Genomic DNA, 16,062 nt, shown 5'->3' on the forward strand with positions numbered 1-16,062 from the left:
CGGGCCGGTGGAAGCCGGGCTGCCCAGTCGGTTCAGGTCACCGAGCGCGGTCGGCAGCCCGGATCACGTCGGACCCGACAAAGGTGAAGATCTGGGCGCCCGGTGTCAGCGGTTCGGGTGACCCGGTGAAGCGGTGGGCTCCGACGCCGTAACTCACATCCGGCTGCGACACCCAGACCAGATCGAAGCTGCGCTCGTCAAACCAGTTCAGGATCAACGGAACCCGGTCCGGGACGGTGCGGCCGCGAGTCCACAGCACCGTGCCGCCGGTTCTGGTCAGCTGAGGCAGGAAGCCGATGGTCCGCTCGATGTCCTCATCGGTGATGTTGCCGAAAATGCCGCAGGCCACCACGATGTCGGCGGGGATCAGGTCCTGGTATCGGTCGATCAGAGCGGCATCGCCCGTCACCACGTCGACCCCGGTCAGCCCGAACCGGTTCACCGTTTCGGCGGCGATCTCGGCGTTGCGGGGATCCAGCTCGACCAGGCGCGCCCGCACGTCGTCGCGCCGCGGATGGTCGCTCAACACTTCGAGTAGATCCCGCCCCTGCCCGGCGCACAGGCTGACCACCCGCAGCGGCCCTGCCGGAGCCTCGTCCAGCGCCTGCCCGATCAAGGTCTGCACCGCGCGAAGCCGATGTGCGAGTGCCGAATCCGGCCGGTCGTAGTCGTCGTGCCAACTGTGCCAGTCCACGACCGAACAGTAACGCCACGGCGCCATCGGTCGCGCCGCCGCGGGCCGGCACCCTCCGGACATGCTTGACTGCGGCCTGCTTCCACGCAGCGTGAATCATGCAGGTAAAGAACAGTATTCGATCCCGCGAGCGGGCGTCTTCGGAGCGCGGCGAGGGTTTACCGCGGCGTGATGAATACTGGCGGCTACCGCTGGAAACGCACAAAGCGGTCCACGACGGCCGCATCGCCTCGGGAGTAGGTGACGCTGTCCACCTGGGTGCCGTGATCATCCACCAGCAGGAGGTTTCCCCCGGAGTTGCCGAGCTGTGCGCCTGACCCGTCGAGCACGATGACCGCCGAGGCACCACCGGCCAGGTCGGCGTCCAGCTTGCTCTCCCGACCGTTGCGGTCGACCAGGCGCCAACCGTGCAGTGACACCGCCTCGGTGGCGTAGTTGCCGATCACCACCGCTTCGTGTCCGGGGTCGGGGCCGCTCGGATTGATCAGCGCCCGTTCCAGATACGCCAGGCCCGGCGTCACCTGGCCTCCGCCCGCGGTCGGCCCCACCAACTGGGACAGGGGCTGTGCACCCGGTGCCGCGTCACCCTGCGGGTCGGTGGGCACCCGTTGGGTCTGGAAGGCGAGCAGGATGCCGACGACACGATCGGGGAAGGCCAACAGGAGTCCGCCGTCGTGGAAGGCCCCGTTGTCCCCCGCGTGCGCGCCGACATTGCCCTGATTCATGTGGATGTCGTGAATACCGTGCAGACCGTCGGTGTTACCGAAGTCGGCGTCGATCGGCATGTGCATATTGCGGTCGAACTTCGCGCCGAACGCGTAGAGTTCGCCGCCCGCGGATTGGCATTGGGTCAGGTACAAACCCAGAAGGTCTTGTAGGTCATCGGCATTCGCACTGCCGCTGGGTGGCAGCGCCCGGCCGAGGGTGAAGTCGAACAACGGCGCCTTCACGTAGTCCAACGAGGACGCTGACGTGCCGGGGGTGACGGAGAAGCCGGACGCCACCGCAGCCAGTCCATTGACGACGGGGTGCCCGACCAGTGGATCCACCAACCAGAAGACGACCTCGCTGCCGTCGTTCGATTCGACGTTGACCGCGACCCGCCACGGTTGCCCCGAGTCGTCAACCGCCCGGATCTGCAGGTGCGGAGTTGACTGCCCGTCTTCCCTGACGAACCGGTCCGGTCGTGCGCGCAGAACGCCATAGGTGATCGCCATGATCGACTCCTCCGTTTCAATGCCGACACAAGGACTTTCATGTGCCTGCACCCGCAGAAACTATCGGCCCGTCGCGATGCGGACACGCGTAGCGGACTACCCGAAACGGAGAACCGCGACTATCTGCCGTGGGAGGCGAAGAACTGCCCCGAGGCATCCGAGGCGTCGAAGGCGTGGCTGGCGGCCCCGACGGACTGCACGGGAAGGATCTCGGGCACGCCAGGCCACGTGTGCCCGCCCCCGTCGACCCGCATGAACACCACCGACGTTCCGCCGGCACAGCCGTCGGAGGCGATGCGGTGGGTTTCGGTGCCGTCGCCGGTGCTGGGCAGCACCTCGTCCGACGGGGCCGGGCAGCCGTTGATCTGGCGCCACCGGTCCACCATCGCCGGCCCGGACACCACGGTGCTGCCTCCGCCCCGCCCCGTCATCGGCCCGCCGTTGAACGGTACGACCGGGTCGGCCGTCCCGTAGGTAGCCAGGACCGACACGGGTCTGGAGGGATTACAACCCACATTCGTGCCCAGCGTGCCGGCCACCGGGGCGATCGCGGCGAACAGGTCGGCGCGATCACACGCCAGCCGGTTGGCCATGAACCCACCTGCCGACAGACCCGTGGCATATACCCGGCCGCGCGGGATGCCGTTCTCGACGACGAGGCGATCGACGAGGGTCGAGATGAACCCGACATCGTCGACCCCTTGACGGTCCGGCACCGACGCGCCGCGGCCGTCGGCCCAGCTGTAATCGATGCCGTCGGGGTAGACCACGGCGAACCCGTAGGCGTCGGCCACCCCGTCGTAGTGAGTGAGCGCCGCCTGATCGGCTCCGGTCGCGCCTGCCGCGTGCAGATTGACCACCAGCCCGGAAGGTGTGCCCCCGGCCGGCAGGTGGAGCCGGTAGGTGCGCATCGTGCCGCCGAAGTCGATCTGCGCCGACGGTAAGGGCGCAGCCCACGCGGGCGGTGGCGCCGCCGCACATCCCAACAGCGCGACGAGCGCGGCGGATACCACTGTTCTGAGCCGTCCCGGCGTGAAAAGCACCGGGGCAGAGTAGATATCACGGGCGAACTCTTGGGCAACGCCAGGTGACCTACCGGAGAAAAACCTGCAGGCAACCGTCGCCATCCGCTTCCACGCCATCCCGGCCCCCACCGATTCGTCGTCCAGCAAACGAAGTCCCGACGCTACCCGGTCACTGTGACCGGCGGGGCGAGATAACCGGATTCGGCCGGTCAGATGGTCAGGACCATGCGGTAGCGCGCCTGTCCCTGCTCCATGGCGGCGTAGGCGCTCGGCGCCTCAGCGAGCGGGCGCTCCTCGATCCGGGCCCGCACGCCCGACAACACCGCGAAGTGCATCGTCTCCTCGACGTCACGTGCGGTTCCGGACGGGTGGCCGGAGATGGTCAGCGCGGGCTGGATCAGTTGCACCGGGCTGATGGGCAACGGATCGGCGGACACCCCGATCGCCACCAACTCACCGCGGGGCGCGAGTCCGCCCACTGTCTCGGCCATCGCCTGCGAATTGCCCACCGTGGCCAGGACCACCGCCGCGCCGCCCAGATCCAGCAGCGCTGCGCTGACGTCGCCTGCGGTCGAGTCGATGTAGTGCCGGGCGCCCAACGCCCGGGAATCGGCTTCCTTGCCGGGGCCGCGGGCGATCGCGACCGTCTCGAAGCCCATCGCGTGGGCGAACTGCAGACCGAGATGCCCCAGGCCACCCACACCAAGGACTGCGACCACGTCGCCGGGCAGGGCCCGGGTGTGGCGGAGCGCGTTGTAGGTCGTCACCCCGGCGCAGCCCATCGGAGCGGCCTCGGCGAAGGACAGTTCGTCGGGGATGCGGGCCAGCGCGTTGGCCGGTACCGTCACGGATTCCGCGTATCCGCCCGGATAGTGCAGGCTCGGTATCTGCCCCTTCTCACAGTGGATGAACAGGCCCTTGCGACACGGGATGCAGACTCCGCAGTGCCCGCCGAACCAGCCGATCGCCACCCGGTCCCCCACCGCGAAATCGGTGACGCCCGCGCCCACTTCGGCGATGGTGCCGGCGATCTCATGGCCCGGCGTCACCGGCCACCCGATGCCCGGGAATCCACCGTTGAGGATGGCCCGGTCGGTGCCGCAGACTCCACAGGCGGCCACCGCGACCCGGACCTGTCCCCGATCGGGCGAGAGGGTCTGAGCGTCAACGAGTTCCAGGTTGCCGCCAGCGGACTGGACGTGAACAGCTCGATGTGTGGCCATGAGAATCCTTACCGTCACCGTCGGGATGTCTCGCCATCATGGACCGTCGATGGCCCGCTTGGCCAGGGTCTGCGCTCAGCCCAGGATCAACGGCAGCTGTGCCGCCGTCTCCCCGAGAGCGGTCAGCTCCAGATCTGTCGGCGCCCGCCTGCCGGTCCCCAGCCGCAGGATGTCGTCATCGGAGAACTCCGCGGGGAACCGGACGCCCGTGATGTCCCCCAACATCGCGCGTGAGCGGGCCAGTCCCGCCGCCGGTGGGCCTGGCTCCCCCGTCAGATGCGCGACCAGATCAAGGTGGTGCAGGGTCCATTCCAGAACGTAGGCGTCGAGGTAGTCGCCGACGGTGAGAACCTGTCCCCGCGTGCCGACCCGAGCGTGCGGGTCTGCAAGGCCAGCTGCCCGTCCTGCGGCCGAGCCCACGTCATCGAGATGAAACTTGAGCAGGGCCGGATCCCCGTATGCCGCGGCCAGTCTGACGGTCAGCGCGTCCAGGGGGTCCTCGCCGTCGGGCGGCGTGCCGGACACGGCCCAGTACGTCAGCGCGTTGCGGGTCGGTTCCGCCTCGGTCGGGGTGACCAGGGTGATCAACACATCCTGGGCGTCAATGACGAGGTGGCACACCAGATCTCGAACCAGCCAACCGGCACACCCGGACGGCTGGTCGAAGTCCTCGGGATCGAGCCCGGCCACCGCGGCGCGCAGCGCCGCCCACGAATCTGAGAACTGGCCCACGACTGCAAACTAGCAGCGGACCACCCGCTCGGCCGCCGTCCAGTCGTAGGGCAGGAACTTGCCGTCGAACGTCACCACCACGCGGTCACCGGCAGGATGCGGCTTGCGCTGCACGTCGACGCTGAAGTTGATGGCGCTCATGATGCCGTCACCGAACTGTTCGTGGATGACTTCCTTGAGCGCACCGCCGTAGACCTGGAGCGCCTCGTAGAACCGGTAGATGGTGGGATCGGTGGGCACGGCTGTCGGGAGTCCACCGCGCATCGGGACGGCAGCCAGTACCGGAATCACCGACTCGTCCAATCCGAGTAGGTCCACGATGATCCTGCCCGACTCGGCCGGTACCGGGTGTTGCCCGAGCAGGGCGGACACTGTCCACACCACGGGTCTGTCGATGGCGTCGGCCAGCTCCTGCCACGTCAGGCCCTTGGTAAGGCGGGCTTCTACGATCGCGGCGGTGATCTCGTCTCTGCTCATACCAGCCAGCATGCCCGTGGCGAACGGTCACCGCACGCCCAACGTGCCCTCCAGATACTCACCGCGGCAGGCCACCCGGGCCAGCTTGCCGCTGGTGGTCCTCGGAATCGCGCCTGCCGGCAGGAATCGCAGATCGGCGACGGTTAATCCGTGCCGGTCGGCCACCGCCGCGCGGATGGCCTCACTGGCTTCCTCCGGATCGGCCCGTTTGGTGCGGGCGGCGCGTTCGGCGATCACCACCAATGTGGCGCCGTCACCGTCAGTAGGCACGGTGAAGGCCGTGACGTAGCCGCGGCGGACCAACGGCGAGGCGTCGGCCACCGTTGCCTCGATGTCCTGCGGGTAGTAACTGCGACCGTCGATCCGCACCAGGTCGGCCATCCGCCCGGTCACATAGAACTGCCCCTCGAAATACACCCCGAGGTCACCGGTCCGCAGCCAGGTGGCATCGTCGGGCAGCCCCGCGGCGTGACTACCGGAGGCGAGACGGGAATGCAGCGGCACCCCGAACACCTTGCTCGTCTCCTCGGGACGGGCCCAGTAACCTCTACCAATGTTGTTGCCGTGCAACCAGATCTCCCCGACCTCACCGTCGGGCACCTCTTCGGACGCGCCGTCGGCAGTCGCGGGGTTGACGATCACCGCCCACAAGCTGCGGGCCGGATGACCGCACGACACATGTGGGACGGCCCCCTCGGCGTGGGCGTTGACGCGGACAGCGCGCCCCAGGGTCAACTGCTCACGGTCGAAATAGACCACCGACGCCTGCTCGGCCGGGGCGATCGTCGAGATCAGCAGCGTCGCCTCGGCGATGCCGTACGACGGCTTGAACGCTGTCGGCGGCAGCCCGTACGGCGCGAACACCTCATTGAAGGAAGTAATGACCTCAGGTATTACGGGTTCGGAACCGATGATGAGCACCACGTTGCTCAGGTCGATGTCCTCTCCGTCGGCGGGAACGCCGCGCTGCGCGGTCCATTCGTAGGCGAAGTTCGGTGCGGCGGTGATCACGCGGCCGTGTTTGGAGGCGTCGGACATCGCACGGATCCATCTCTGGGGCCGCCGGATGAACGCTGTCGGTGACATCAGCGTCGAGTGCCCGCCGTAGACAGCGGGAAACCCGATCATCGACAGGCCCATATCGTGATAGAGCGGTAACCAGCTGAGGCCGTGGGTGTTTCGGTTCAACAGATCGATGGACAGGATCATCTGCAACAGGTTGGTGCCGACCGCGCGATGGGTGATCTCCACGCCGACAGGCGGGCGGGTCGAGCCCGAGGTGTACTGCAGGTGGGAGATGTCGTCGGGATCGACCGAGATCGGGGTGAAGGTGTCCCCCGCCGAATCGGGTATCTCGTCGATGAGCTCGACCCGCGGTCGCAGTGTGTCCGGCATCTTCGCGAGGAACTCCCCTACGGCGTCGGCGGCGGACGCGGTGGTGAGCACCGTGGTGGGACGGCAATCGAGCAGCGCGGTTTCGAGTCGTTCGGCGTGGCCCTGCAGTTCCGGCGCGAACAGCGGCACCGCGATGTTCCCGGCCTTGATCGCAGCGAAGAAGCCGACGACATAGTCCAGGCCCTGCGGCGCAAGAACGGCAACCCGGTCACCCCGTGCAGCGACCTGCTGCAGCCGCGCTGCGACGGCCCCCAGCCGGACGCCCAACTGCGTCCAGGTCAGCTCGAAGACTTCCTCTTCGGCGTGGCTGTGGTCGAGGTAGCGGTAGGCGACCAGATCGCCGACATGGGCGATGTTGCGATCGATCAGCGATATCAGGGTGGTGCCGGGGGGCAGCACGATGCCACCGTTTTCGTCCAGGCAGTCCTCGATGCGGAGCAGGCCTGCCGGGGCCTCGTACTGAATCTGAGAGCCGCTGTCCATGCCCGCAGTCTAGGTCGAGGCACCTTCGAGGCGGGCCGCCAGTTGCTCGAATGTGAGGGTCCACCCGCTGTGGAAGCTGTCGAATTCCTCTGGCGGCAAAAGGGAATGCTCGATCGACATCATCGTCTGCCCGTCGCCGGCCGGCTCGAATTCAACGTTGACGATGCTGACCACAGTCGGGTCCGCCCAGTCCGAGTTGCTCCAGGTGAACCGCAGCACCCGGGGCCGGTCGATCGTCAGGAACTGTCCGGTGATCAGCACGCTGGAACCGGAATCGTCGAGATCGAACCGCACGAGCCCACCGACCCGAGGCTCGACCGCCACTTCGACGCAGTACACCGGCCGCGGGCACATCCACTCCCGCAGCGACTCGGGATCGAGCCATTCGTCGAACACCACATCGGGCGCCGCGGGCATCAGCCGCCGCACGCGGACCGTTGGCGCGTCGGTCATCGGGACTGCGCCTTCCGCCGCAACCGTTCGGCCAGGGCATCCGCGCGGCTCGACCAGAAGTCCGTCTGCTCGGTCATCCACTGCTGAGCCGTGGTCAACCCGTCCTGTTTGAGTGAGACCCAGTGCTCTCGACCTCGGATCTCGCGCTGTACCAGACCCGCGGCCTCCAATACCCCGATATGGCGCGAGACACCGGCGAAGGTCATCGGCAACGGGGCGGCGAGGTCGCTGATGCGTGTCTCACCCTCACGCAGGGCCTCCAGCAACCGGCGCCGGGTCGAGTCGGCCAGAGCCGAATAGGCGCGGTCCAGAACTTGATCTTCAACCACCTTGTTGACTATAGCCGCGGGCCGTGGTTACCTCGAGGAACGTTATTCAACTGATTTGTTGAACGATTGAAGAGCGTTGCAACGGACTGACGACGGGAGCCACCATGAAGAATCCACCGATCGTGCCGGCCGCCGATTGGCAGGCCGCACTCGACGAAATGCTGGTCAAGGAAAAAGAATTCACCCGCGCACGGGACAGGCTCGCGGCGCTGCGCCGACGCATGCCCTGGACACCGGTGGACCAGGACTACGCGTTCGAAGGCCCCGAGGGCAGTGCCACCCTGCTCGATCTGTTCGCCGGGCGACGTCAGCTGATCGTGTACCGGGCGTTCCTCGATCCGGGTGTGGACGATTGGCCGGAACACGGTTGCGTCGGCTGCTCGTTGATGGCCGACCACATCGGCAACCTGGCCCATCTCAACGCCCGCGACACCACTTTGGTCTACGCCTCGCGCGGGTCCCAGACCGACATCGCCCGGATCAAGGCGCGAATGGGGTGGAGTCATCCCTGGTACACCATGGTTCCCAGGCCCGGCGCGGAGTTCGACGTGGACTTCGGCGTCGACGAGTGGCACGGCACCAACGCGTTCATCCGCGACGGTGACCGGATATTCCGCACCTATTTCATCGACAACCGGGGCGACGAGGCCTTCGTCAACACGTGGAACTTCCTGGACATGACCGCACTCGGCCGGCAGGAGACCTGGGAGGATTCCCCACCGGGATACCCGCAGACCAAGGCCTACGAGTGGTGGTCCTGGCACGACACCTATCCCGACCATCAGCCGTCGCGGTGGTTCGGCGACCCGGACCCCGAGGACCCCCACGATCCGCGCCCGCCACGTGACGGCTGCGCTTGCGGCAGTGACTGACCCACCCCGGGCAGACCCGCGCCGGCCATTGGAGAAGATGGGCGGGTGAAGCAACCCCCGCTGACCCTCCCCGCTCTGCTACGGCACAGTGTCGCCGAGTTCGGTGAGTCCGCCTACCTGGTCACCCCCACCGAACGGCTGACCTACCTCGAGGCCGACCAACGCTCCGCACGGCTGGCGCGGTGGCTGCTGCACCAAGGGGTCGGCAAGGGTAGCCGCGTGGGCCTGTTCTTCCCCAACGGCGCCGAGTGGGTGACGTGGTGGCTCGCGGTGTCGAGGATCGGGGCGGTGGCGGTGCCGCTGAGCACGCTGTACACCCCCGCCGAGATCGCAAAGGTGTTGCGCCTGGCTGATATCGGTCTGCTCATCGCCCCCGCCGCGGTGCTGAACATCGATGTCGCCGACCGGCTGGAAGCAGCGCTGCCCGAACTGGCAGACCACTCCACGAGCCGGCTGGCCCTGCGCGCCGCCCCGTACCTGCGCCGCATCGCGCTGATCGGTACCGCCAACCGGCCGTGGGCATCACCCGGGTGTGACGAGGCCGCCGACGTCGTACCGGTCGGGGTTCTCGATGCCGCGGAGGCCGAGGTCTCCCCCGCCGACCTCGCCATCATGGTGCACACGTCGGGATCCACCGCAGATCCCAAAGGGGTCCTGCACACCCACGGGACCCTGGTGCGTCAAACCTCGACGTGGCCGGCGGCCATCCGGGCGATCACCCGAACACAAGACCAGTCCCGCATCCTGTGCGCCATGCCGTTCTTCTGGATCGGCGGACTGCTCGCCGTCACCGGCGCCCTGCACGAACCGGTCACCCTGGTGGTGATGCCGAAACTCGACCCGGAGACCGCTCTGGATCTTGCCGAGCGGGAACGGATCACCGGCATCGTGGGCTGGCCGGCATTCACCCAGCGGCTGCGTGAGCACCCGTCGTTCACCGACCGCGACCTGAGCAGTGCACCGATGCTGCGCGACGGCCCACTCGACATCGCCATGACCGACGTGCCCGACGGATTTCCGGTGCACCGCACCATGTCCGAGACGGCGGGCGGGTTCGCCTTCACCGACATGGCCATCGTCGACGAAGACGGGTCCCCGGTCGCATCCGGGGAGACCGGCGAACTGCTGGTCCGAGGTATCGGGGTGATGGCCGGGTACAACAAGCGCGAACGGTCGGACACCTTCGACACCGACGGCTGGTACCACACCGGCGACAAGGTGTACCGGCGCGACGGCGACCCCCGACTGTTCTACGTCGGACGCACCACCGATCTGATCAAGGCCGCCGGGGCCAACGTCTCACCGTTGGAGGTCGAGGCCGTCATCGCCGAGTCTGCCGGCGTGGCGCAGTGTGTGGTCGTCGGCACCGACGACCCGCAGCGCGGGGAGGAGGTCTGCGCGGTCGTGGTGCCGACCACGGACCTCGATCTGGCGGACCTGGCCACCTATGCTCGCGAACAATTGTCCGCCTACAAGGTGCCTACCCGCTGGGCGCTGACCGAGAGCGAACGGATCCCCACCCTGTCCAGCGGAAAATTCGACCGGAAAACCTTGCGACAGTTGATCATCGACGAGGAAATCGCGACGATCCGCCTTCAGCCGCCGGGCCGGACCGCGAGCTGATCATGCCGCGCTGAACCGGACTGGCATCGAGTGGATACCGTTCATCAGATTCGAACGCACCCGCTCCACCGGCCCGATGACCTCAAGATCCTTCATCCGGTACAGGATCTCGGGAAAAATGGCTGCCGCCTCCACCCTGGCCAGGTTCGCGCCGAGGCAGAAATGCGTCCCACCGCCACCGAAGGCCAGGTGTGGATTCGGGTTTCGGCCGATGTCGAATCGGTCGGGATCGACGAACTGCGTCTCGTCGCGATTGGCCGACGGGAAGAACATCGCCACACGCTCCCCTTCGGCGATGCGAACACCGTGCAGTTCAGTGTCTTTCGTTGCCGTACGGGTGAAAGCGGTCACCGGACTGACATACCGGAGCATCTCCTCGACCGCCGTGGACAGCAGCCCGGGGTCGGCCGCCAGTCGAGCGAGTTCGTCCGGGTGCTCCAGTAGAGCCAAGGTGCCCGCCGACACCAGGTTTCGGGTGGTGTCTCCCCCGGCATTGAGCATCAACAGGAAGAACATGTTGAACTCGAGGTCAGTGAGGTGCCGACCGTCCACCTCGGCATCGAGCAGCGCGGTCGCGATGTCATCGCCCGGTTCTGCACGCTTGCGTTGCGCCAGTGCCGACGCGTACTCGAACATCTCGATCTGCGCTTGCATCACCGTGTCCGTCGCTTCGCCCACGTGCTCCGAGTTCATGACCTCGGTGAGGTGATACAGGCGGCGACCGTCCTCGTGAGAGATGCCCAGCAGTTCGGCGATCACATACGACGGCAACGCGCCGGCGATGTCGGACACGAATTCACACTCGCCCCGGGCCAGCACCCCGTCGACGATCTCGGTTGCCAGGCAGCCCAGCCGCTCACGCAGCTTGGCCACATGTCGTGGGGTGAAACCCTTGCTGACGAGCGTCCGCAGTGCGCTGTGCCGCGGCGGATCCATGGTCAGCATCATGAGGTCGAGATGATACGAATTCTCCGGTAGCGGAACGTCGAAGAGCACTCCGGTCCGATGCGATGACCACGTCGCGCTGTCCCGCGACACCGCGTGCACCTCGTCGTATCCGGTGAGTGCCCAGAAGCCTGCCCCGTCCGAGTACGGATGCCAGGCGACCGGTGCCCGGCGCCGAAGTTCCCGGAATGCCGCGAACGGCACACCCGCCTCGTAGACCGCCGGATCGGTCAGGTCGACACCGCTGATGCTGACCGCATCGTCGAGCATGCCGTGACGGTAGTGCACCGACGTGCCCGCAGGGTCAGAATCGGTCGATCAGCTCGCGAAATCCGGCTGCGGGCTGCACCAGCGCGCCCGCGTCGCGGACCCTCGAGGCCAGCCCGCCATCCGATGTCACCACGGTGATCTCGCCGGGTCGCGAATCCGCCTGAACCAACCGCACGATCTCGTCGTCCGCCGAGTTCGCGTGCGCCCGTGGAGCGTGCGTCACCTCGACGACCGCCGACTCGATCGTCGACGCCGACGGCCCCTCGAACACCACCGTCACAGGCAGGTTCTCGGCCGAAGCCCAGCGCTCGAGCTGCTCCACCAGACCGGCCATCGCACCGTGGCGATCCTTCCACCAACCGTCTGGCTTGGACCCGATCACGTTCATCGCATCCACGATCCACCGCACCCAACCGACCGTACGGGCACACCGCATGCAGAACCTGCCGAATCGGAGTTGACTGGAACGTCTCACCGGGCGCGGGCACGGAGGAAGGGGCACCGGACATGGTCGTCGAATCAAGTGGTGCATCCACGGAGCCGACGAAAGCCAGGCATATCCGGTTGACGTCCCACAGTGCTGTCGCAGGTACCCCGACCATTCACTGGGGTGCGCCGACCGCCGCGGAGCGTGGTCCGGTGATCGGTACCACCACCACCCGCGCGCACCGCAACGTGATCGGCACCCACAGTGGCTCCTACAGCGTGTACCGGGCTCTGGCCGTCGCCGCCGGCGCCCTCTCCCCGGAGCACCGTGCCGATCTCACCAATACCTCTCCCACCGATGCGATCGGGCCGTACCTCCAGTGGAGCCACCCCGAGACGATCGTCAGCCTGGACCCATGGGGCGCGATGGTCGCCGACGCGTTCGCCGCTGAACTGGGCGCAGGCTATGACATCCGGCCGACCGTCGCGGTGACCAAGGCCCATGTGATGGTGCCGGAGGTCGCCACCGCCATCGCCGCAGGCCGACTGCATCCCGACGGCCAGATACTCCTGGAAAACGGTGCGGCCCTGGTGACGAAGGCAGCTATCGAGCCGGTGTGGTTCCTGCCCGGTGTCGCTGCCAGGTTCGGCTGCACCGAGACCGCCCTGCGCCGGGTGCTGTTCGAGGAGACCGGAGGCATGTACCCCGAACTCGTGACCCGCGGCGACCTCGAGGTGTTCCTGCCGCCGATCGGCGGACAGACCGTGTACATCTTCGGGGCCCCATACGATTTGGCCGATCCGACCGTGGAGCTGACTGCCCGGGTGCACGACGAGTGCAACGGTTCGGACGTCTTCGGCTCCGACATCTGCACGTGCCGGCCCTATCTCACGCACGCCATCGAGGAATGTATCGCCGGCGCCCAGCGTGGCGGGGTCGGGTTGGTCGCCTATTCCCGCAAGGAGGGCCGCGCACTCGGTGAGGTGACGAAATTCCTGGTCTACAACGCACGCAAGCGCCAGGACGGCGGCGACACCGCCGACCAGTACTTCGCCCGCACCGAATGCGTAGCGGGGGTGCAGGATATGCGGTTCCAGGAGCTCATGCCCGACGTCCTGCACTGGCTGGGAATCCGCAAGATCCACCGCCTGGTGTCGATGAGCAACATGAAATACGACGCCATCACCGGTTCCGGGATCGAGGTCGGCGAGCGTGTCAACATCCCCGACGATCTGATCCCGGCCGACGCCCGGGTGGAGATCGACGCCAAGATGGCCGCCGGATACTTCACCCCCGGCCCGGTACCCGGCGCCGACGAACTCAAGATCGCCAAAGGCCGCGGACTCACGCCATGACCACGACCCCGGACGGCGCAGCCGCAGTCGCCACGCTGCGCACGACCACCGCGATCCGCGAACGGGCACAGCACCTTCTGCAGCGGGCCCGGGTCGGCAACTCCGCCTGGTTCCTGGTGGATGACGATGCTCTGGACCGGGCAGCCGCCGAGGTCGCGGACGTCACCCGCAGCCGCTACCCGACACTCGCCATCCCTTACCACGGCAGGTGGCGACATTTCGAGGCCGGAGGGGTGGATCGCCGGTCCGAGTTGGACTCGCGCACAGCCGGTTCGGATGACGCGTCGCGTGCTCGATCGATGATCGACCTGGCGGTGGTGAGCGTGTTGCTCGACGCCGGCGCCGGACCTGATTGGCACTACACCGAACCCGGTACCGGCCTTCGTCTGAACCGCTCCGAGGGGCTGGGGGTCGCGAGCTGGCACGCCTTCTGTGGTGGCTTGTTCTCCAGCGACGGAGACGATCCGCTGCGGGCAGATGCCGACGCACTGCGAGGCCTCGAGGACGAAAGCCTGGCGGCCGCATTTCAGTCGGACCTCGGAAATCCGTTGCTCGGCCTCACTGGTCGGGTGCAGCTGCTGCGCCGCCTGGGCACCCAATTGGCCGCTCGCCCTGATGTATTCGGACCGGACGGCCGTCCCGGCGGATTGTTCGACATGATGACCGGCCCGACGGTCACGGCCCACGACCTACTCTCGACGGTCTTGGACGCACTGTCGGGAGTGTGGCTCACCGACAACACCATCGGCGGTCAACCACTCGGTGACTGCTGGCGGCATCAGGCGGCGCCGGGCCCCGGTCTGTCACGCGGCTGGATGCCGTTTCACAAACTGTCCCAGTGGCTGACCTACTCCCTGCTGGAACCGTTCGAACGGGCCGGCGTCGCCGTCACCGAACTCGATGCCCTCACCGGCCTGCCCGAGTACCGGAACGGCGGTCTGCTGCTGGATACCGGAGTGCTGCGGCTACGTGATGCCGCGCTCGCCGAGAAGGACTGGGCGGTGGACGACGAACTCGTCGTCGAATGGCGGGCACTGACCGTCGCGCTGCTCGATGAGCTCGCACCGCTCATCCGTGACCATCTCGGCGCCCCACGGCTGCCGCTGGCGTGTGTGCTGGAGGGCGGAACCTGGGCGACGGGCCGAGCACTGGCTGCACGCCTGCGCGACGGCGCACCGCCGTTGTCCATCATCAGTGACGGCACGGTCTTCTAAGGAGCGACGACATGGGCAACCTGCACGTCATCGATCATCCGCTGGTGCAACACAAGCTGACCCTGATGCGGCAGAAGGACGTGTCCACCAAAGGATTTCGCCAGTTGCTGAACGAGATCTCGATGCTGATGAGCTACGAGGTGCTGCGTGACATCCCGGTTCACGACATCGACATCGAGACGCCCCTGGAATCCACGACAGGAGCCGTGATCGACGGCAAGAAACTGGTATTCGTGTCCATTCTGCGGGCCGGCAGCGGCATCCTGGACGGCATGCTCAGCGTGATGCCCAACGCCCGCGTCGGCCATATCGGCCTCTACCGGGATCCCAAGACCCGCGTGGCCGTGGAGTATTACTTCAAGCTGCCCGGTGATCTGCAGGAACGCGACGTGGTGGTCGTCGATCCGATGCTGGCCACGGGCAATTCGGCGGTCGCGGCGATCGACCGCATCAAGGAATACGGGCCCAAATCCATCAAGTTCGTCTGTCTGCTGACCTGTCCGGAAGGCGTCGCCACGATGCACCAGGCACATCCGGACGTGCCCATCTACGCCGCGGCACTGGACCGGGAACTCGACGAGCAGGGCTACATCGTCCCCGGCGTCGGCGACGCGGGTGACCGCATCTTCGGAACCAAGTGATCGCACATCGCTGGGGCCTCGGCGCCTTCATCGCCGTCGAGGCCGTCTATCTGCTGATCTCGGCCGCGTTCGGTATCTTCGCGCCCCCGGGCCCGCCGCCGCCCTGGTTGATCACCCTGGCGATCGGGGTACCGACACTCGTCGCCGCGACTCTCGCCGTTGCCATCGCGAAATGGCGCGGCAACGGCCCCCGCATCGACTTTCGATGGCATTGGTCCTGGCGTGCCGCCGGTCTCGGGTTGGCGTTCGGCATCGGCGGCCTGTTCGTCACACTGCCCGCCGCGTTGCTGTACCAGGCGATCGTCGGACCTGACGCGACCTCCGCGGTCGGCGGCGTGTACGAGGGCGTTCGGACCGGCTGGCCGCTGGCGGTGGCCGTCCTGATCCTGGTCGCCTTCATCGCACCGATCTGCGAAGAGGTGGTGTACCGCGGACTGCTGTGGGGTGCGCTCGAGCAACGTTGGGGACGCATCGTCGCGGTAATCGCGTCCACCCTGGTGTTCGCGCTGGCCCACCTGGAACCCGAACGGGTCCCGCTGCTGCTCGTGGTCGCCATCCCAATTGCGTTGGCGCGGCTCTACTCCGGAAGCTTGTGGGGCGGCATCATCGCGCACCAGGTGACCAACCTGCTGCCGGGGCTCGTGATGATGTTCGGACTGCTGGGGATGATGCCGGACCGCTGAGGTA

17 protein-coding genes are annotated in these 16,062 nt (G+C 67.1%); 6 read left to right on the plus strand and 11 right to left on the minus strand.

The genetic code is table 11. The annotated features are described in order from the left end of the window. Nucleotides 1-37: 37 nt before the first annotated feature. From AC4LGL_RS28465 to AC4LGL_RS28505, 9 genes are all read right to left on the minus strand, one after another. On the minus strand, nucleotides 38-694 hold the full coding sequence (locus tag AC4LGL_RS28465) for a class I SAM-dependent methyltransferase (RefSeq protein ID WP_491841664.1): 657 nt from the start codon (nucleotides 692-694) through the stop codon (nucleotides 38-40). A 185-nt stretch (nucleotides 695-879) separates the two neighbouring features. After that, nucleotides 880-1,911 (minus strand): DUF2278 family protein, encoded by a 1,032-nt coding sequence (locus AC4LGL_RS28470; RefSeq protein WP_491841665.1) that lies wholly within the window; start codon nucleotides 1,909-1,911, stop codon nucleotides 880-882. Nucleotides 1,912-2,030: 119 nt separating this feature from the next. Further along, on the minus strand, nucleotides 2,031-2,954 hold the full coding sequence (locus tag AC4LGL_RS28475; RefSeq protein ID WP_491841666.1) for an extracellular catalytic domain type 1 short-chain-length polyhydroxyalkanoate depolymerase: 924 nt from the start codon (nucleotides 2,952-2,954) through the stop codon (nucleotides 2,031-2,033). 191 nt (nucleotides 2,955-3,145) lie between these two features. Beyond that, the gene (locus tag AC4LGL_RS28480; protein WP_491841667.1) at nucleotides 3,146-4,159 is read right to left on the minus strand and encodes an alcohol dehydrogenase catalytic domain-containing protein; all 1,014 of its coding nucleotides are present in this window, start codon (nucleotides 4,157-4,159) and stop codon (nucleotides 3,146-3,148) included. A gap of 75 nt (nucleotides 4,160-4,234) precedes the next feature. Beyond that, complete coding sequence (locus AC4LGL_RS28485) at nucleotides 4,235-4,891, minus strand: maleylpyruvate isomerase N-terminal domain-containing protein (protein ID WP_491841668.1); 657 nt, start codon at nucleotides 4,889-4,891, stop codon at nucleotides 4,235-4,237. Nucleotides 4,892-4,900: 9 nt separating this feature from the next. Then, entirely contained in the window at nucleotides 4,901-5,368 is a 468-nt protein-coding gene (gene cynS, locus AC4LGL_RS28490; RefSeq protein WP_491841669.1) for a cyanase, read from the minus strand. Between the two features lie 27 nt (nucleotides 5,369-5,395). Continuing rightward, complete coding sequence (locus AC4LGL_RS28495) at nucleotides 5,396-7,246, minus strand: fatty acyl-AMP ligase (protein ID WP_491841670.1); 1,851 nt, start codon at nucleotides 7,244-7,246, stop codon at nucleotides 5,396-5,398. A gap of 9 nt (nucleotides 7,247-7,255) precedes the next feature. After that, a complete protein-coding gene (locus tag AC4LGL_RS28500; RefSeq protein WP_491841671.1) occupies nucleotides 7,256-7,699 on the minus strand; it encodes an SRPBCC family protein in 444 nt (147 codons plus the stop codon). Continuing rightward, nucleotides 7,696-8,028 carry an ArsR/SmtB family transcription factor gene (locus AC4LGL_RS28505; protein WP_491841672.1) on the minus strand — a complete coding sequence of 111 codons (333 nt, stop codon included), beginning with the start codon at nucleotides 8,026-8,028 and terminating at the stop codon, nucleotides 7,696-7,698. The genes AC4LGL_RS28500 and AC4LGL_RS28505 overlap by 4 nt, the downstream gene beginning before the upstream one ends. A 104-nt stretch (nucleotides 8,029-8,132) precedes the next feature. Between AC4LGL_RS28505 and AC4LGL_RS28510 the strand changes: the two genes are divergently transcribed. Both AC4LGL_RS28510 and AC4LGL_RS28515 read left to right on the plus strand, forming a co-directional pair. After that, on the plus strand, nucleotides 8,133-8,900 hold the full coding sequence (locus AC4LGL_RS28510; RefSeq protein WP_491841673.1) for a DUF899 domain-containing protein: 768 nt from the start codon (nucleotides 8,133-8,135) through the stop codon (nucleotides 8,898-8,900). A 45-nt stretch (nucleotides 8,901-8,945) separates the two neighbouring features. Then, complete coding sequence (locus AC4LGL_RS28515) at nucleotides 8,946-10,523, plus strand: class I adenylate-forming enzyme family protein (RefSeq protein ID WP_491841674.1); 1,578 nt, start codon at nucleotides 8,946-8,948, stop codon at nucleotides 10,521-10,523. Here AC4LGL_RS28515 and AC4LGL_RS28520 read toward each other — a convergent pair whose 3' ends face one another. Next, nucleotides 10,524-11,738, minus strand: coding sequence for a cytochrome P450 (locus AC4LGL_RS28520; protein ID WP_491841675.1), 1,215 nt, complete (start codon nucleotides 11,736-11,738; stop codon nucleotides 10,524-10,526). A gap of 34 nt (nucleotides 11,739-11,772) precedes the next feature. Next, nucleotides 11,773-12,147 carry an NYN domain-containing protein gene (locus AC4LGL_RS28525; protein WP_491841676.1) on the minus strand — a complete coding sequence of 125 codons (375 nt, stop codon included), beginning with the start codon at nucleotides 12,145-12,147 and terminating at the stop codon, nucleotides 11,773-11,775. A 98-nt stretch (nucleotides 12,148-12,245) separates the two neighbouring features. Here AC4LGL_RS28525 and AC4LGL_RS28530 point away from each other — a divergent pair, with 98 nt between their 5' ends. From AC4LGL_RS28530 to AC4LGL_RS28545, 4 genes are read left to right on the plus strand one after another with little or no spacing between them, the layout of a single operon-like run. Further along, nucleotides 12,246-13,520 (plus strand): GTP cyclohydrolase II, encoded by a 1,275-nt coding sequence (locus AC4LGL_RS28530; RefSeq protein ID WP_491841677.1) that lies wholly within the window; start codon nucleotides 12,246-12,248, stop codon nucleotides 13,518-13,520. After that, nucleotides 13,517-14,734 (plus strand): URC4/urg3 family protein, encoded by a 1,218-nt coding sequence (locus AC4LGL_RS28535; protein ID WP_491841678.1) that lies wholly within the window; start codon nucleotides 13,517-13,519, stop codon nucleotides 14,732-14,734. The genes AC4LGL_RS28530 and AC4LGL_RS28535 overlap by 4 nt, the downstream gene beginning before the upstream one ends. Before the next feature lie 11 nt (nucleotides 14,735-14,745). Further along, entirely contained in the window at nucleotides 14,746-15,375 is a 630-nt protein-coding gene (upp, locus tag AC4LGL_RS28540) for a uracil phosphoribosyltransferase (protein WP_491841679.1), read from the plus strand. Further along, nucleotides 15,372-16,058 (plus strand): CPBP family intramembrane glutamic endopeptidase, encoded by a 687-nt coding sequence (locus AC4LGL_RS28545; RefSeq protein ID WP_491841680.1) that lies wholly within the window; start codon nucleotides 15,372-15,374, stop codon nucleotides 16,056-16,058. The genes upp and AC4LGL_RS28545 overlap by 4 nt, the downstream gene beginning before the upstream one ends. Nucleotides 16,059-16,062: the final 4 nt, after the last annotated feature.

The organism is Mycolicibacterium arcueilense, assembly GCF_058536225.1.

Bases quoted from the DNA above. Each gene is read 5' to 3' on its own strand.
- AC4LGL_RS28470 (WP_491841665.1), bottom strand. From the start codon at position 1,911: ATGGCGATCACCTATGGCGTTCTGCGCGCACGACCGGACCGGTTCGTC.
- AC4LGL_RS28480 (WP_491841667.1), bottom strand. From the start codon at position 4,159: ATGGCCACACATCGAGCTGTTCACGTCCAGTCCGCTGGCGGCAACCTG.
- cynS (WP_491841669.1), bottom strand. From the start codon at position 5,368: ATGAGCAGAGACGAGATCACCGCCGCGATCGTAGAAGCCCGCCTTACC.
- AC4LGL_RS28495 (WP_491841670.1), bottom strand. From the start codon at position 7,246: ATGGACAGCGGCTCTCAGATTCAGTACGAGGCCCCGGCAGGCCTGCTC.
- AC4LGL_RS28500 (WP_491841671.1), bottom strand. From the start codon at position 7,699: ATGACCGACGCGCCAACGGTCCGCGTGCGGCGGCTGATGCCCGCGGCG.
- AC4LGL_RS28510 (WP_491841673.1), top strand. From the start codon at position 8,133: ATGAAGAATCCACCGATCGTGCCGGCCGCCGATTGGCAGGCCGCACTC.
- AC4LGL_RS28520 (WP_491841675.1), bottom strand. From the start codon at position 11,738: ATGCTCGACGATGCGGTCAGCATCAGCGGTGTCGACCTGACCGATCCG.
- AC4LGL_RS28530 (WP_491841677.1), top strand. From the start codon at position 12,246: ATGGTCGTCGAATCAAGTGGTGCATCCACGGAGCCGACGAAAGCCAGG.
- AC4LGL_RS28535 (WP_491841678.1), top strand. From the start codon at position 13,517: ATGACCACGACCCCGGACGGCGCAGCCGCAGTCGCCACGCTGCGCACG.
- upp (WP_491841679.1), top strand. From the start codon at position 14,746: ATGGGCAACCTGCACGTCATCGATCATCCGCTGGTGCAACACAAGCTG.